20 protein-coding genes are annotated in these 14,407 nt (G+C 36.9%); 14 read left to right on the forward strand and 6 right to left on the reverse strand.

Features of this window, described 5'->3' with window-relative positions; genetic code table 11:
* Positions 1 to 145 precede the first annotated feature (145 nt).
* Both ACQY1Y_RS20075 and ACQY1Y_RS20080 read left to right on the forward strand, forming a co-directional pair.
* Entirely contained in the window at positions 146 to 712 is a 567-nt protein-coding gene (locus ACQY1Y_RS20075; protein ID WP_430013427.1) for a restriction endonuclease, read from the forward strand.
* Positions 709 to 1,647: a DNA-methyltransferase gene (locus ACQY1Y_RS20080; RefSeq protein ID WP_430013428.1), complete on the forward strand. Its 939-nt coding sequence runs from the start codon at positions 709 to 711 to the stop codon at positions 1,645 to 1,647. Before ACQY1Y_RS20075 ends, ACQY1Y_RS20080 begins: the two co-directional genes overlap by 4 nt.
* 69 nt (positions 1,648 to 1,716) lie before the next feature.
* Here the strand turns inward: ACQY1Y_RS20080 and ytpR are convergent, their stop codons facing one another.
* Entirely contained in the window at positions 1,717 to 2,511 is a 795-nt protein-coding gene (gene ytpR / locus ACQY1Y_RS20085; RefSeq protein WP_430013429.1) for a YtpR family tRNA-binding protein, read from the reverse strand.
* A gap of 204 nt (positions 2,512 to 2,715) precedes the next feature.
* Here ytpR and ACQY1Y_RS20090 point away from each other — a divergent pair, with 204 nt between their 5' ends.
* From ACQY1Y_RS20090 to ACQY1Y_RS20110, 5 genes are all read left to right on the forward strand, one after another.
* The gene (locus ACQY1Y_RS20090) at positions 2,716 to 3,834 is read left to right on the forward strand and encodes an AAA family ATPase (protein WP_016514931.1); all 1,119 of its coding nucleotides are present in this window, start codon (positions 2,716 to 2,718) and stop codon (positions 3,832 to 3,834) included.
* Positions 3,835 to 3,836: 2 nt separating this feature from the next.
* A complete protein-coding gene (locus tag ACQY1Y_RS20095; RefSeq protein WP_288138595.1) occupies positions 3,837 to 4,613 on the forward strand; it encodes a DUF3226 domain-containing protein in 777 nt (258 codons plus the stop codon).
* 97 nt (positions 4,614 to 4,710) lie between these two features.
* Positions 4,711 to 5,343, forward strand: coding sequence for a 2OG-Fe(II) oxygenase (locus tag ACQY1Y_RS20100; RefSeq protein WP_430013430.1), 633 nt, complete (start codon positions 4,711 to 4,713; stop codon positions 5,341 to 5,343).
* 27 nt (positions 5,344 to 5,370) lie between these two features.
* Complete coding sequence (locus tag ACQY1Y_RS20105) at positions 5,371 to 6,150, forward strand: ABC transporter ATP-binding protein (RefSeq protein WP_185238015.1); 780 nt, start codon at positions 5,371 to 5,373, stop codon at positions 6,148 to 6,150.
* 120 nt (positions 6,151 to 6,270) lie between these two features.
* Complete coding sequence (locus ACQY1Y_RS20110) at positions 6,271 to 7,362, forward strand: ISAs1-like element ISMae8 family transposase (protein ID WP_430013431.1); 1,092 nt, start codon at positions 6,271 to 6,273, stop codon at positions 7,360 to 7,362.
* A gap of 419 nt (positions 7,363 to 7,781) precedes the next feature.
* Here ACQY1Y_RS20110 and ACQY1Y_RS20115 read toward each other — a convergent pair whose 3' ends face one another.
* On the reverse strand, positions 7,782 to 9,131 hold the full coding sequence (locus ACQY1Y_RS20115) for an NB-ARC domain-containing protein (protein WP_430013432.1): 1,350 nt from the start codon (positions 9,129 to 9,131) through the stop codon (positions 7,782 to 7,784).
* Between the two features lie 246 nt (positions 9,132 to 9,377).
* Here ACQY1Y_RS20115 and ACQY1Y_RS20120 point away from each other — a divergent pair, with 246 nt between their 5' ends.
* The 3 genes from ACQY1Y_RS20120 to ACQY1Y_RS20130 all read left to right on the forward strand — a co-directional run bounded on the left by ACQY1Y_RS20120 (position 9,378) and on the right by ACQY1Y_RS20130 (position 10,793).
* Positions 9,378 to 9,563 carry a hypothetical protein gene (locus tag ACQY1Y_RS20120; RefSeq protein ID WP_002754073.1) on the forward strand — a complete coding sequence of 62 codons (186 nt, stop codon included), beginning with the start codon at positions 9,378 to 9,380 and terminating at the stop codon, positions 9,561 to 9,563.
* A 78-nt stretch (positions 9,564 to 9,641) separates the two neighbouring features.
* A complete protein-coding gene (locus ACQY1Y_RS20125) occupies positions 9,642 to 10,241 on the forward strand; it encodes a hypothetical protein (protein WP_430013433.1) in 600 nt (199 codons plus the stop codon).
* A gap of 81 nt (positions 10,242 to 10,322) precedes the next feature.
* Positions 10,323 to 10,793: a hypothetical protein gene (locus ACQY1Y_RS20130; RefSeq protein ID WP_430013434.1), complete on the forward strand. Its 471-nt coding sequence runs from the start codon at positions 10,323 to 10,325 to the stop codon at positions 10,791 to 10,793.
* Positions 10,794 to 11,498: 705 nt separating this feature from the next.
* Here ACQY1Y_RS20130 and ACQY1Y_RS20135 read toward each other — a convergent pair.
* Complete coding sequence (locus tag ACQY1Y_RS20135) at positions 11,499 to 11,834, reverse strand: DUF5615 family PIN-like protein (RefSeq protein ID WP_110544309.1); 336 nt, start codon at positions 11,832 to 11,834, stop codon at positions 11,499 to 11,501.
* Positions 11,818 to 12,141 carry a DUF433 domain-containing protein gene (locus ACQY1Y_RS20140; RefSeq protein ID WP_002802877.1) on the reverse strand — a complete coding sequence of 108 codons (324 nt, stop codon included), beginning with the start codon at positions 12,139 to 12,141 and terminating at the stop codon, positions 11,818 to 11,820. Before ACQY1Y_RS20140 ends, ACQY1Y_RS20135 begins: the two co-directional genes overlap by 17 nt.
* A 270-nt stretch (positions 12,142 to 12,411) precedes the next feature.
* Between ACQY1Y_RS20140 and ACQY1Y_RS20145 the strand changes: the two genes are divergently transcribed.
* The 4 genes from ACQY1Y_RS20145 (at position 12,412) to ACQY1Y_RS20160 (ending at position 13,654) form a co-directional block, all read left to right on the forward strand.
* Complete coding sequence (locus tag ACQY1Y_RS20145) at positions 12,412 to 12,651, forward strand: UPF0175 family protein (RefSeq protein ID WP_002754053.1); 240 nt, start codon at positions 12,412 to 12,414, stop codon at positions 12,649 to 12,651.
* 5 nt (positions 12,652 to 12,656) lie between these two features.
* Positions 12,657 to 12,968, forward strand: a complete 312-nt coding sequence (locus tag ACQY1Y_RS20150) for a hypothetical protein (RefSeq protein WP_253852363.1) — start codon at positions 12,657 to 12,659, stop codon at positions 12,966 to 12,968.
* Positions 12,969 to 13,208: 240 nt separating this feature from the next.
* Positions 13,209 to 13,418 carry a hypothetical protein gene (locus ACQY1Y_RS20155; protein WP_002747310.1) on the forward strand — a complete coding sequence of 70 codons (210 nt, stop codon included), beginning with the start codon at positions 13,209 to 13,211 and terminating at the stop codon, positions 13,416 to 13,418.
* The gene (locus tag ACQY1Y_RS20160; RefSeq protein WP_002747313.1) at positions 13,415 to 13,654 is read left to right on the forward strand and encodes a type II toxin-antitoxin system HicA family toxin; all 240 of its coding nucleotides are present in this window, start codon (positions 13,415 to 13,417) and stop codon (positions 13,652 to 13,654) included. Before ACQY1Y_RS20155 ends, ACQY1Y_RS20160 begins: the two co-directional genes overlap by 4 nt.
* 301 nt (positions 13,655 to 13,955) lie before the next feature.
* On the opposite strand, the gene ACQY1Y_RS20165 is transcribed toward ACQY1Y_RS20160, so the two are convergent.
* Positions 13,956 to 14,078: a hypothetical protein gene (locus ACQY1Y_RS20165; RefSeq protein ID WP_272076465.1), complete on the reverse strand. Its 123-nt coding sequence runs from the start codon at positions 14,076 to 14,078 to the stop codon at positions 13,956 to 13,958.
* 147 nt (positions 14,079 to 14,225) lie between these two features.
* On the reverse strand, positions 14,226 to 14,405 hold the full coding sequence (locus ACQY1Y_RS20170) for a hypothetical protein (protein WP_002747316.1): 180 nt from the start codon (positions 14,403 to 14,405) through the stop codon (positions 14,226 to 14,228).
* Between the last annotated feature and the right edge of the window lie 2 nt (positions 14,406 to 14,407).

Here is a 14,407-nt window from a genome sequence, read left to right on the forward strand (position 1 = left end):
TGTTAAAATGTTAGGGGGAGGATGGAACGACTGTGTAAATAACCGCTCATTTTCCTTGGCCAGGGGTGATATTATCTTTGAACAGATTACCGATAATTTGGGGAGATAATCAGTAGTTAGCTATCTATATCAAAAAGGATTATTGATGCCACCCGATCAAATAGAAAACCTCCTCAAGGGAATTTTGAGACAATACCAAAGTTCTTTTAGTGACAAAATCTATGGAGAAGAAAATGATGATTATGATTCGCTTATGAGGGTATTTGGAATTACTCCTAGTTTAAAAAGGGAAAATCGCCAGTATTGGGGCAGGGAACTAGGAATGTGTTGGCAACGTCTGGTGACAGAAGTTTTTAAGGCTAATTGTTTAGATTATCAACCGGCTTTAAAGATTGCAGATGATCAACCTTGTGACTGCATTTTAGGTAGAGATGCCATTGATACTAAATATAGAATTGGTTCGGGAGATTCTGGCACACTTAAAAAGTTTAAACAGTATGGAAAAATATTACAGGAAAGAGGACTTAGACCTATTTTACTGATTGTGCGAGAGGATAACTTACCAGCAGCGATTAAAGCTTGTCATCTGGGTGGCTGGACTGTTTTGCAGAGCCAACAAAGTTTTGATTATATACTTGATCGCAGTGGGTTCGATTTGCTGAAAGCTTTTAATAAATTTTCTGAAACACAGGAGTTTTATATTGCCCGATGAATATCTCAAAAAGATGGCAACTTCTGCACGGTGATTGTAGAGAACTCCTCACTTTACTAGAAGAATCTAGTATATCTTGTGTGATCACAGATCCACCCTATAATTATGAGTTCATTGGCAGAAATTGGGATCATGATGAAATCCAAAGACGCAGAGAACGCATTCAAAACAGTTCCACACTGGTAAAAAATATTCCCTATGGAAGTGGGTTAGCTGGTGGGGTTCGTAATCAGCGTTGGTATCAACGCAATCGCGAAAATGTGGTCAATTATATTGAATGGGCAACAGATTGGTCAAAGGAACTAATGCGTGTTTGTAAAAGGGGGGCTGTTGTCGCTGTTTTTAGTAGCACAAGAACACTAGCTCATATTCAGATTGCTCTTGAAAATGCCGGTTTTTATGCTAGAGATGTGCTGGTTTATAGACGACATTCAGGCATTCCCAAAGGATTAAATATTGAGAAAAAACTTGACAAAATTGGTGATACTAATGCCAAACAATGGCAAGGTTGGCATACTTGCTTGAGAAATGAATGGGAAGCTATAGTTATTGTGCAGAAGCCTCTAAAAAACAATTATATTGAAACTATACAAATGACTGGATTAGGTCCCTTCAAAGCTATACTAAATGACGGCTCTTTTCAATCCAATATTTTAGAGGGCTTTTCTAAAGGACGGGATGAAAATTTTGATGAGCATTGTACGATTAAACCTTTATCATTGATTAGAAAACTGCTCGAGTTATTTCTACCACAGGATAACAGTCATATAGTTCTCGATCCTTTTGCTGGAACGGGTACAACTTTAATTGCCGCTCTAGAATTAGGTTATCAGACTATTGGTATTGAAATTGAAGATCAGTATATTGATATCATTCAACAACGTTTGGGGGAATATTTTGGCAAGATCGGACAAGAATTTGAGGTATTTGATTAGTCAATCAAAAAGTTAACAATAACAACCGCTAGGGTAGAAAATCGGCTCGACAATAAATCCCTCGGAGAATTAAGGAGAGTTAGTCAAGCTGAGGACATAATTAGTAATATCGACCAGATTATTGATCGATCGCAATCCGGCAGCCTGTAAACGCTGTTGCAACCATAGCGGAGATGGGCCAATTTTTACCCCCTCGATCACCGTACCAATATAAGCGGGACAGGCTTTATTTTCTGATATTTCCAGAGATAAATCTTTTTTAGGGGAAAATTCACCTAATTTCACTTTTGGTAGGCTTAATTCTCCTCCTGTCAAAGCCGCCACTTCTCGCGCGACTCCGATCATACTCAAAGCATCGGCACGGTTAGCGGTGGGAGAAATATCTAAAATCACCTCATCGAGTCCTAAAAGGGGACGAACATCTGTACCTAAAGGGAGATTTTCCTGGCTAAAAATGTGGATTCCTTCAGAATCCTTGGTTAATCCTAATTCTGCGAGGGAACAGATCATCCCTTCCGATTTTACCCCGCGCAATTTAGCCGGTTTAATCGTTAAATTGATTTTTGGTAAATGAGTTCCCAAAGTAGCCACAGGAACTAGAATATCAGCCCTAGCATTGGGCGCACCACAGACAATTGTACTAAGATTTTCCTGACCGATATCCACCTGACAGACACTTAGTTTATCTGCGTTGGGATGGGGTTGGCGATCGATAATTTTACCAATAACCACACCCTTTGCCCATTCTCGGCGATCCTCGATCTCTTCCACTTCTATTCCCGCAATTGTCAATAATTCGGCTAATTCTTGGGAAGATTGGACAATTTTGACTAATTCTCGTAACCAGTTGATCGAAATCCGCATCGTTAATTCTTGCTTGCCGTCGGTTCTTAACTATTGTAAACGGTGGGTTGTCACCGCGACCGGGTTGACAGGAAAATGATTGCTACTCAAAAAAAGAGCCACAAATGAGTTATGATACAAGGGTTTTATCGTAAAAATTGCAAATTTTATCTTTGATCCTAGCTATTTCAGTTATTATCGGCAATATTGTAGGAGCCAGTAAAAATGACTCGGCTTTTTGAAAGTTTACGAATCAGTGGTTATCGTGGTTTTGAACAAATAGAACTGTCTTCTCTAGGACAGGTGAACATTTTTGTCGGTAATAATAATTCTGGCAAAACTAGCATTCTCGAAGCTGTTTCAATTGTTTGTAATCCCCTCGATCCCTTTCAGTGGCTAGAAGTGGCCCAACGTCGATTATACTTAGGCAGAATATCTTTAATGCGACCGGATTTGGAAGCAATTAAATGGGTTTTCTTTCGTCAGAATAATCTTGCTAGTAACGCATCCTATCAAGGACAAATTTCGATCAAGTGTACTGGAAATTCACCGATTAAAAATCTAGCAGCTAATCTCACCGATATTTACGGCGCGAGCAACGAAAAAGACAACCCAGAAAAGTTCAATGATGATTCCACCAATTCGGAAACCGATCTGGTTATCAATGGGTTAGAATTAAGTGTTACCGCCCATATTTTAGAGCAAGGCAGTCTGTTTGGGACAGATAAGGAACAAGTATTTCAGTTTTGGGAAAAAGAGCGTTTTATTCAAAGGAAACGACAAAAAATACTGGTGGAAAATGCCACCATATTTCCTGCTTATTTGTCCTCGGAACCAATTCTAGATAGACTATCCAAAATCATCCTAAAGGAAGAAAATAACAAAGATGACATCCTAGATTTAATTCGGTTATTTGACGAGGAAATTACCGACATACAAATACTTTCACCCAACAATAAACCAACTCTTTATATAGAACATAAACAGCTTGGTTTTGCTCCTCTCTATGTGTTTGGTGACGGATTTAAAAGAACCTTAGTTATGGTGCTTAGTTTGTTGACAATTACCGATGGGGTACTTCTAATTGATGAAATCGAGACATCTATTCATATTTCTGCCTTAAGTCGTGTATTTTCTTGGTTAATTAATACCTGTAATCAAAGAAGAATTCAACTTTTTGTAACTACCCATAGTTTAGAAGCAGTTGATGCCATGCTACAGTCAGAAAAGTCCATAGAAAACGTGGTAGCTTTTCGGTTAAATTCTCCAAGGGAAAAACCTCAAAGATTTTCGGGCGATTTATTGCATAGATTGCGTTGGGAACGCGGGTTAGATGTGAGGTAAAGATGGTGAGATACTGCTATATTGTTGTCGAAGGTCCCCAGGATGTCGAATTCTTAATTGGTTTACTTAAATTTTATGGCTTAAAGCGAGTTATTCATTTATCTTCATTGGATAAATTTTGGGAAACACTTATCCCGAAAGCTTATCCACTAGACGATGATTTAACCAAACGAGTACCAGTACCATCTTTTGTTCAAAATGAGCAACTATCAATCGCTTTACATAGTTCTATCGGCATTACACGCATAGCGCAAACCATCGAAGAAAGTCTCAATTTTATTCAACCTTCACAGCTTTTTAGTGTGGGAATTTTTTTAGATGCTGATGATAATGAAACCCCCCAAGAAAGGTTCAATAAACTAATTGTTTGCTTATCATCTCTTGATTTGTCAAACTTACGAATGCCTGCCCTACTTGGCGAAGTTACCCATTATTATCCTCGCTGTGGTATTTTCATTGCTCCTAACAATCGTGAACAAGGAACTTTAGAAGATATTCTCCTCGAGTGTGCTAAGATAAATTATACTGATTTACTCAATCTTTCTCAAACCTATATAGAAAGTATTGACAGGAATCAGTTAACTAAAAAAGACCTCAAATATTTTAAAAAACCAGCAGGTAAAAAGAAAGCAATTATATCTAGTATTAGTAGTATATTAAGACCGGGTAAAGCCCTACAAGTTTCCCTACAAGATAATCGATGGCTAGATAAGCAAACCCTAGAATTAGAGAGCATCAAGCTTATTAAAAATTTCCTTGAGCAAATTATTGGACTTTGAGAAAAAAAAGCTAATTGAATAGCTGCTATCGAAATTATCCCCATCTCCCCTAAAAACAAGCTATCCTAAAGATTGCCATACCGTTGCGATTCTATCCGTGCCTTACTATTCCCAATATCCCGACGCTTTTACTCCCAGTTATCTGAGCGAACTACAAGGACAGATTCTCGCTTGTCCCCACTTCACAGTTAACAATTTAAATCGAGATTTCGTTAAAACCAAAGGCTTTTCTATCGCTTTTCGACGCACACAAATCAGCGAAGTTGAACGAATGTTTCCCTATTTTAAACCCTATCTTGATCGCAGTTTACAAGCTGACTGCAACGCTTTTTATCTTAATCCCTTACTCCTACAAACCGGTTCACGCGTCGATCCCCATATCGATCGCTCCCTGCGCTCCTATTGTAAAACGATCGATCCTCCGCTCCTAGTTAGCGTCCTTTATGTGCAGGTTCCTAGGGATATTCAAGGGGGGGAACTGGTACTAGCAACAGGCAATCGTTCCGTGGCCCAGATTCGTCCTTGTACTAACACCTTGATCCTCTTTCAAGGAGATCTCACCCATTCAGTTAATCCCGTTAGCTGTTCCGGTATTCGTCTGAGTCTTGTCTGCGAACAATATCGTTTAGATGCCGAAGAATTGCGAGAGATTCCCGAAATGCAGATAGAATCGCGAACCATAAAACCAGAAAAGAAAAAAAAGAAAGATCGGGTCGTTGCTCTACAATAAAAGGGGATTTTTGTAAAGATATTCTAGATGGTGATGCGCGAACCGATCGTCGAATTAAGGGGAGTAACCAAAGCTTTCGGCAAGAAAGTAATCTTAAATAACGTCGATCTGAAAGTGTACGAAGGGGAAGCGATCGGCGTGATCGGTCCGTCCGGGACGGGAAAATCGACGATTTTACGCTTAGTCGCCGGATTACTGGCCCCCGATCGAGGAGAAGTGTACATCTACGGCACAAAACGGCAGAGAACCGTAGAACAGGGGGAAGATCCCCTCGGTGTTGGTCTAGTTTTCCAACAATCGGCCCTTTTTGACTCCCTCACCGTCGGGGAAAATGTCGGTTTTGCTCTCTATCGCAACTCAAAGCTAAAACGAGCCGAAATCCGCGATTTAGTGGAAGAAAAACTGGATTTAGTGGGAATGTCCGGTTCCTACGACCTCTATCCCTCTGAAATATCCGGAGGGATGCGAAAACGCGTCAGTTTAGCCAGAGCAATTATCAGCGATCCCTCGATCGCCGCCGATCGAGCGAACATTCTCCTGTACGATGAACCCACTGCCGGACTCGATCCCGTCGCTTCTACCCGCATCCAGACGGTAATTATGGAACTTCTCAAGGTAAAAAAAGCCTGTGGGGCCCATCTCATTGTCACCCACGTCCACAGCACCATCGAAAATACCACCGATCGCATCGTTTTTCTCTATAAAGGTCAATTTCAATGGGTTGGACCGACTCAAGAGGCTTATCACTCCGAAATCCCCGTACTCAAGCAATTTTTTACCGGCAGTATCGATGGACCAATTCAGTAAACTGCCAATTGAGGGAAGTGGGGTTTGGGGTAGGGCTGTTTCATTCTCCCATCAGAATATCAAAAGTAAAAGCGATCACTATCAGGTAAAATGAGGAGTGACCGCCAACCTTTCAAATATATGTTGAGCTTAATAGAAAAACTAAAACAAGTCAAGGACTTTCGGAAAGATAAAGGAAAAAGACACCCTTTATGGATAGTATTAGTAGTAATAATACTGGGAACAATGCTAGGATACTCAGGTTATAGAGAGCTAGGAGAGTTTGCTAAAAATAATCGGCACAGGCTGAGTAAAGAATTTAACATAATTCCAGAAAGAGTCCCATCCTATTCAACAATTAGAAGGGTAATGATGGGAGTTGACTGGCAGAGTTTGTTAAAAATGTTTAACGAATGGGCATTAGAAGAATATGGACAAAGAGATGATATAAATTGGCTAGGGATGGATGGAAAAAGTCTCAAAAACACCCTAAAGAATCCTAACAATGAACAACAAAATTTTATTATGTTTGTCTCATTGTTTAGTCAAGAAAGTGGATTAGTATTACACTTAAAAAGAATTGAAAACAAAAAAGGGTCTGAAATCGACGAAGGGCAAGCTATAATTGAGAATTGCTCTCTCCAAAATAAAGTTTTTACTGGCGATGCTTTACACTGTCATAAAAAAACAATCAGCTTAATAGCCAAGAGTAAAAATGATTATGTTATCATCGTTAAAGGAAATCAGAAAAATCTTTATCAGCGAATACAAGACCTGAGTAATTCCTCAAAGCCAGAAAGTTGCTTTCTCAAACAAGATAATAGTCATGGACGAAAAATATCAAGAAAAATAGAAGTTTTTAAAGTGAGGAAAAATGAAAGACAAGGGTTTGAAAATCTGCGAAGAGTTATTAAAGTAGAAAGAAAGGGTAGTCGCGGGGATAAAACCTATGAAGAAACAGCTTACTATATCAGTAGCCTAACCGAATCCGCTCAAGTATTTGCTGAAATTATTCGAGGACACTGGAAAATAGAAAATCAGTTACATTGGGTAAAAGATGTAATTTTTGAGGAAGATAAAAGCGAGATAAGTGATTTTCAAGGGGCAAGCAATTGGTCAATTCTCACAACCATAGGATTGAATCTTTTCAGAGGTTTGGGTTTTCTCTCAATAACGGAGGGACAGAGGTGGTTAGCTGAACGTTGGGAAAAACTGATAGTTTTATCGACGTAAGAAGCAGAAAAATTAGCTAAATTAACAGGATGTACTCTCGACAATTTCAAGAGAGATAGGCTTTTAGTGGCTTGGGAACAGGCTTTATCAATCTATTCATAATAAATATTGGCAGAAGATTAAAGATTAGTTATTATGACTAACTCTTTTGATTAGAAAAAGATAAACTTGAGAATCCTCGATCAAATTTATTGACTCAAAATCAGCTATACTTAATTTAAATGAATCAACCCTAGGGACTAAGGGGGGATCGAACCTAAAATCCATTTTTAATTTAATTATAACCAGCCATTTATTATCTCAAGAATAATCTCACACATCGCTATCAATATCGCTGATTGCCTCTAATTGTTACCAATCAGTTTAAGAGGTTGGAAGGGTTCTTTTTTAGACTCGATCTCCTTTAAGAAATATTACAATCAATCGCTTTTGATATACGCTTTAAAAATAGATGATAATTGAAATCGGTTTTGCTCCCTTTGAATTAAATAACGTTGTTGCAAGGATTGTAAACCATTGATTAAATCACTAGCAGATAAATCTAGGTTATTTTTTAACTCCTCTCTAGATAAAGGTTGATCAACTTTACTTAATTCTAAGGCGATTTGTTGGGCAAGGGGAGAACAGCGACCAAAAATTTGTTTTAAATGAGACTGCATTTTTTTAGTAATAACTAAGCTATTTTCTGCCAAGAAATCGTTAACCTTGCCATCAAAAACATCTTTAATCAAAACGGCAATATCGATTAAATAAAAAGGATTACCTTCGTATAATTGAATTAATTCTAACCATCTTTCCCCATCTTGTAAACCTTTATTCTTAAGAAAATCAATGGCTTTAAATCCTGATAATTCTAAGCATTGAATGGGAGAATTTTCTTGATTAAGATAGTTCATTTCCGCCGATTTTTCTTGACTAATGAGAATAAAATGGCTCTGGTGTTGGATTTCTGCAATCAGTTTTAAAAAATGTTGATAACTACTATATTCAGGTTGATAATTACCCGCCATTTGACCAACAGCAAAAAGATTCTGAAAATCATCTAAGACGATTAAACATTTATGATTGCTTAGAACTTCTAACAATTGCTGGATTTTATTATCGGTGCTTTCTTTCGGTTCTTTTTGGCAAGTATTCAATAAATCATTTAGCCATAAATCTAAAGACTTAGGAAATTTTAAACTTTTCCAAATCACCACTTCAAATTGTTCTAAATTGAGATCAATAAATCGTTTAACTAGGGTGGTTTTTCCTATTCCCCCTAATCCCAAAACGGCAATTAAGCGAGTATTTTGCTTAAACACCCAGTTCGAGACTGTTGCCAGTTCGTTTTCTCGATCGTAAAAATCAATAATTTGAGGAGCAAGGGTTAGATCATGATATTTTGATTCAGATTGAGAGTTATTATTACTATTTAAGTCATTTTCGTTAGACAATCTTGTATTTTCTGTAGGACAAAGATTATTATTATTGCCATTAATACTATAAATATTAGAATTTTTTAATGATTTAATATACACTCTTTCTAAGACAGAACGGGAAGTAGATTTTTTTATATCTTTTTCTAAAACCTCTGATAAAAGCTTCCATAATTTAGCACCTTCCTCTCTAATATGAGTCTCACTGCGGTGATATTCGTTACCTATTTCTTGATAACTCTGTCCTTGCCAACTCCCTTCAAAAATAGCCTTCTGGATAGTATTTAGCGGCTTTTTATCTCGCTCAATAAGGCGTTCGTCAATCAGTTGTAAAACTTCTGTGATATTCATACAATCGACACAGCAAAAGACTTTTGGGTATTATAGCCCAACTAAATCCCACTTTTTCCAATTTTCATAAAAATTTACCCGACAAAACTCCCGATAAAATCCGATGTTTAGGGGTTGTCAGTTTTTGGAAGCGTTTGGCATGATGGAATGTAGTTAAGCAAAACAGACCTAAAACTAACCATATCTAACTCAGCGACGCTAGTTCTAAGTATTATTGCTTATGTCTCAGTTTAACGTAGGTATTTTATGACGAAGTTCGTTTTAGACAAATATGCGCTCGATTCTAAAAAATCAGAAGCTAAGGCAAAAATCGTCGGTTCATTGGGTTCAAATGCCTCAATTTCAGGGGATCAGATAGAAGTCCCCAGTTATGACGCGAGTAAAGTGGTTCAGATTTTAAGTCAAGTTGGTATCAAGTATTCGGGGGGTTAAACAAAAGCTGAAACTACTCTTCTCATCTGTTGTTTTTCTTTTCATTGTCCTATCAGCCAATTTCAGTAGATATATCCAATGTCATTAGAGTTTTTACCCATAGTAAAGAGTATTGAGTATGTTAGCTCAAAGCTTAAGAGTGCAGTTAACGATTACTTAAAACTTGCGAAATCTTTGGATGGGAAAGTAAATCAGTTAGCTGAGTCACAACTTAATGCTGCTCTCGATTTTCTAAGACAAGCTCGAGATTCTGATCTACCGAAGGTTCGCTATGACTGTCTGAATTCTGCAAGAGTTGCTTTTACCACTTCACTTCATTTGGAAGAAGGTGAGAGATTGGTTATTGCCTACATTGGATTAGCACTATGCTTTAACCAGCTTGGTGACTGGAATAACTTTTTGTCAACACTGAAGCAATTTTCAGAGAAGGAAATAAATATCAGGTCTTTTAGCGGGGCAATTAGCCAGAAAATGGGTCTCAATGAGACTGGTAAGCTAATTCGCACAATAGGATTAGATAAGGCATTTATAAACGGACTTGCTCCCGGATATTCTGATGATATACCTTCGAGAAAACTTCTGAGAGTAATGGGTAGCGTTAGTCAAAAACAAGATACCATTTGGGATTTGCAGGAAGAGGCTAAAAAACTAGCACTAGAATGCGGTTCAGAATTTTAAGTCAAGTTGGTATCAAGTATTTGGGGGGTAGGTAATACTTATACCTTATTGTCATCGTTCACATTTGGAGATTTGATTATGATGTCAGATAATGAGCCTAAATTGAAGAAAGAAGAGCGTACAGGACTGTTTGATCATTTGTCAGGACTGTTTGATCATTTGATTGGAAGTCAAGAGGTCGAGTGTGAATACGTCCCCAGTCAATACATCGGCACTGGAACCGAAGTAATAGTATGCAAGGATTCACAACTTAAAGCAGCCATAACAAGAGCAATCGCAGCAGCATCTGAAAAGTGGAAAAATAATTGCCCCATAAATATCATTACTAAAAAAGATACAATCATCAAAGGTGCCAAGAAGGTCGGAGAAGTTTTAGGTTTAGCGCTTGAGGATTCTCTTGCAAAACAAGGTATTCAAGTGTATGGAATTGCGAAACAATCCACATCGTGGATTGCTGAAGAAATCGCCAACTATGCTCTGGGAGAAGTTGAATCTATAACTATTACGATTGAATGTTCTGGTGATGTAAATTTGACTGTTCAGTGGTCTTAGAATTTCGTATGGCGGTTCGCAGTCTAGTATGATCGCCGCTCTTGTAGTTTGTAGGATGGGTTTGGCATGATGGAGTGTGATCAATTCAAACAATCATTCTTGACAGTATCTTACTCAATGATACTTGATTTTATAGATTGATAAATTTACCTTGTTTATATAACCTCTGAGGGTAAACTATGAAACTATTTATTATCTTTAATAAAGATTTAATGCCAAAAAATACTAGAGTGTATTCAAAGTCTATTAGTGTAGTTTTAGGGACTTTCTTGATACACTGTTTCACTCTGCAATTAATCTCTCCAGCAATAGCTCAGAGAGCTAACTCCTCAGTTATAGGATGTTGGACTACTTCATATACACACCGGTTGGGACCTACTACTCAAACACTAAGAATTAATGCAAATAATACATGGACTATCGAATCACGAACTCTACTTTCTCCTCCTGTAGGAGGATTGGAAGTCTTGAACTCCAAGTCATATGGTAACTGGTATTTTCAAGCAAGTCAGTTAGTAATTAGAGAGAATGCAGCACCTGGAACAGTAAAATTAGACAATGTATTTATACAAACTTCTCCCACAACATTGCAGTCAAGAGATGGTTTAGTACATAGGCGATGCTGAATCTATTTAGTGTGATCGCTTTTCTGATCGGGTGCATTAACAGAGTATAATGCGCCTTATTTATTATTGTGTCTAATCTTTACAAAAACTCAATCTTTTTATACATATATTGAGGTTCTAAACATTCCCAAATTAAGACTAAATCACTGATAATTTTTCCAATTGGCTGACGTTGTTGGCGAGTGTAAATAATGCCACAATGTTCAATACCTGTAGAGGCCAAACTAAGAAAATCATCATCAAAAGTAAAAATGACTCGTTGTTGGGACAAAGCATAAGCTAGTTGTCTTCCATCAGATGCACCAATTAGACCCTCTTCTGGGGATGTTGTGACATCAACTCCCCGCATTCTCAAGCCGTTTGCAATAGCATTACTAACACTTTCATCCAGATGAAATTTAATCTTGACTGGCATTTTCACCCTGTAATATTTTCTCAATTAAAGATGGTTTGTTTCCTTGTAGTTGTTTAGCAAAAGTTTCTCCTGCTTCAATTTGTCGTCTAATTTCTTCTCGATTGTCATGGTAATAGGTCAAGGCCGCATAAACATCTGCTAGGGTAATAGTAGGATGGTGATAAATAATTTCATCTGGTGACATTCCCATTCTTTCATGCCAAATTACAATATCTTGAACTTTAATTCGATGTCCAGCAATACGAGGTTTTCCACCACAGATACCAGGAGTGATTTCAATATGTTGTGAGATAACTAAAGATGACATAATTACTTGCCAATAAGATCAATCAATCCTTGTTATTATACCATTTTTTCCCAGTAAGGAAACATCAGTGCGATCTCGAAGATATTCGCAAAGCAGCACGCTGATTTTTTTAGGGTGCATTAACAAAGTATAATGCGCCTTATTTGTTGTCTATTGATGAAGTGATCCAAAGACATTAATTCGAGGGATTGAGATAAGGGCAGTTTGTTGGGTTGATTTTGCGTTAAAATTAAGTTAGATATGTCTTAATTGATGAAACTTAGCAAGACAATGAATACTTCGATTACTTTTCAAGAAATTGCCGCCGAAATACAATTATTTGATAATATTGAACAAAAAGAACAATTTATTTTTGTGGTGGGTGCTTTAGTTTCTCGCATCATCAGTCTTCATAAAGCCGCAGAAATCATGGAAATGGATACAGAAATGTTCTTGAAAATTTTAGAATTAATGGGAATCGATTTTTCTTATCTTACTACAGAAGACATAGATAGAGAAAAAAAATGGTAATCTCTATGAAAATTGTTTTCAATTCTTCCCCTTTAATCTTTTTGTCTCAGTTAGGATTTTTAGAAAAATCCCTAGATTCTAATGATAATTTTTATTTGCCTGCAACCGTACAACAGGAAATTAATGCCAAACAAGATCAATCTTCAGAGACTCTTAATAAGCTGATCAATCAACAGAAATTAATTATCCTAAATATTAAATTAATCTCTCTAGCAAATAGTTTAAATGAACGTTTAGGGAAAGGTGAATCTGATGCCATTACTTTAGTAGCAACAGTGAGTAAACCAATTGCGAATATCTTTTTGAGTAACTTGTAACATAGTGCGATCGCCGATTTAGTAGATTGGGTTGAGGCACGAAACCCAAGATGATCAACTATTAATTTATTTGGTTGGTGTTGGGTTGCACTTTGTTTAACTACATTTTGGCAGTAAAGAGGCGATTAGGGTTGATAAACGGCGAACGCTAATCTTGTAAGCTTTAAAAAGTGCTATCTAAAAAACTAAACAAACTATAATTAAAATTACTGCAAAAATTTAGAGAGTAAAGAAGGAAATATGACAGAAATAGTTTTTTTAGTGGAAGATGCACCGGAAGGGGGATATACAGCAAGGGCATTAGGCGAGTCTATTTTTACCGAAGCCGATGATTTACAATCTTTACGAGAAATGGTAAAAGATGCCGTTAATTGTCATTATGATGATAGGGAAAATCGCCCTAAAATTATTCGTTTACATATTGTTAGGGATGAGGTATTTGCGGTATGAAGCTACCCAGAGATTTATCCAGTGATGACTTAATCAAAAAATTGTCTGAGTTAGGTTATGAAGTGAGTCGTCAAACGGGTAGCCATATTAGACTAACTACTTCTGAAAATGGTACACATCAGATTACTATTCCTGCTCATAATCCTGTCAAAATAGGCACTTTAAATAATATTTTGCGCGATGTCGCTCTACATTTTAATCTAAGTAAAGATGAACTATTGAAAAGACTGTTTTAAAATGGCTATCTCCTGTAGATTGAGTGCGATCCAAGATGATCAATTATTAATTTATTTGGTTGGTGTTGGGTTGCACTTTGTTTAACTACATTTTGGCAATAAAGAGGTGAACGCTTTTATTTTAATAATCTTTCCTATTTTTCATGACTTCCTATCCACCCCCAAATATAATCTTCATCATCTTTAAAAGCTAAAGCTCTATAATTAATACCAAATCCTGCCGATCAAAATTCTCCAACTTTTTTAAAAGACAAAGAAGGATGGTTTAAGTCACTTTTTAAAAGCTCAAAATTCCTTCTTACTAAAATTTGATTTGTTTTTCCCATTGTTGATCGTCTAACTTATTAATCCAATTTCTTAAATACAAAAAGTCATCAAAAGTAAGGCTTTCAATTTCCGCTTGAGTTAATTGTAACTTTGTCATCTTACTATCTTTCCACAACAATAGTTCAAATTTGAGTTTTATATTATCATTTTTTATGTAAAAATGGAGATTTGTGATGGCATTTGGCAGAATATTAGAAGTGCAATCGCTTTTCTGATCGGGTGCATTAACAGAGTATAATGCGCCTTATTTCTTGTTATTGATGGATTCCCACCATAACTTTAAATCACTTTCATTAATCTTTTTTTGAAGATATTCAATCTGATCTGAATAGCTGAGATTTTTCATGTCTTCAGCCATTTTTTCTTGACTGGTTTGTTTAAAAGCTAAACAGTCAAAACTTTTTTTAATTGTCGTTGGCTTCATCA

The sequence above is a fragment of the Microcystis ichthyoblabe FBCC-A1114 genome, assembly GCF_050500245.1.
GTDB classification, from domain to species: Bacteria; Cyanobacteriota; Cyanobacteriia; order Cyanobacteriales; family Microcystaceae; genus Microcystis; species Microcystis ichthyoblabe_A.

Excerpts from the sequence above, each read along its gene's own strand:
- ACQY1Y_RS20140 (WP_002802877.1), bottom strand. The coding sequence starts at position 12,141 with ATGTCATCTTTAGTTATCTCACAACATATTGAAATCACTCCTGGTATC.
- ACQY1Y_RS20165 (WP_272076465.1), bottom strand. The coding sequence starts at position 14,078 with ATGACAAAGTTACAATTAACTCAAGCGGAAATTGAAAGCCTTACTTTT.
- ACQY1Y_RS20090 (WP_016514931.1), top strand. The coding sequence starts at position 2,716 with ATGACTCGGCTTTTTGAAAGTTTACGAATCAGTGGTTATCGTGGTTTT.
- ACQY1Y_RS20155 (WP_002747310.1), top strand. The coding sequence starts at position 13,209 with ATGACAGAAATAGTTTTTTTAGTGGAAGATGCACCGGAAGGGGGATAT.
- ACQY1Y_RS20125 (WP_430013433.1), top strand. The coding sequence starts at position 9,642 with ATGTCATTAGAGTTTTTACCCATAGTAAAGAGTATTGAGTATGTTAGC.
- ACQY1Y_RS20120 (WP_002754073.1), top strand. The coding sequence starts at position 9,378 with ATGACGAAGTTCGTTTTAGACAAATATGCGCTCGATTCTAAAAAATCA.
- ACQY1Y_RS20110 (WP_430013431.1), top strand. The coding sequence starts at position 6,271 with ATGTTGAGCTTAATAGAAAAACTAAAACAAGTCAAGGACTTTCGGAAA.
- ACQY1Y_RS20160 (WP_002747313.1), top strand. The coding sequence starts at position 13,415 with ATGAAGCTACCCAGAGATTTATCCAGTGATGACTTAATCAAAAAATTG.
- ACQY1Y_RS20095 (WP_288138595.1), top strand. The coding sequence starts at position 3,837 with ATGGTGAGATACTGCTATATTGTTGTCGAAGGTCCCCAGGATGTCGAA.
- ACQY1Y_RS20080 (WP_430013428.1), top strand. The coding sequence starts at position 709 with ATGAATATCTCAAAAAGATGGCAACTTCTGCACGGTGATTGTAGAGAA.
- ACQY1Y_RS20115 (WP_430013432.1), bottom strand. The coding sequence starts at position 9,131 with ATGAATATCACAGAAGTTTTACAACTGATTGACGAACGCCTTATTGAG.
- ACQY1Y_RS20105 (WP_185238015.1), top strand. The coding sequence starts at position 5,371 with ATGGTGATGCGCGAACCGATCGTCGAATTAAGGGGAGTAACCAAAGCT.
- ACQY1Y_RS20130 (WP_430013434.1), top strand. The coding sequence starts at position 10,323 with ATGTCAGATAATGAGCCTAAATTGAAGAAAGAAGAGCGTACAGGACTG.
- ACQY1Y_RS20145 (WP_002754053.1), top strand. The coding sequence starts at position 12,412 with ATGAATACTTCGATTACTTTTCAAGAAATTGCCGCCGAAATACAATTA.
- ytpR (WP_430013429.1), bottom strand. The coding sequence starts at position 2,511 with ATGCGGATTTCGATCAACTGGTTACGAGAATTAGTCAAAATTGTCCAA.
- ACQY1Y_RS20170 (WP_002747316.1), bottom strand. The coding sequence starts at position 14,405 with ATGAAGCCAACGACAATTAAAAAAAGTTTTGACTGTTTAGCTTTTAAA.
- ACQY1Y_RS20135 (WP_110544309.1), bottom strand. The coding sequence starts at position 11,834 with ATGCCAGTCAAGATTAAATTTCATCTGGATGAAAGTGTTAGTAATGCT.
- ACQY1Y_RS20075 (WP_430013427.1), top strand. The coding sequence starts at position 146 with ATGCCACCCGATCAAATAGAAAACCTCCTCAAGGGAATTTTGAGACAA.
- ACQY1Y_RS20150 (WP_253852363.1), top strand. The coding sequence starts at position 12,657 with ATGAAAATTGTTTTCAATTCTTCCCCTTTAATCTTTTTGTCTCAGTTA.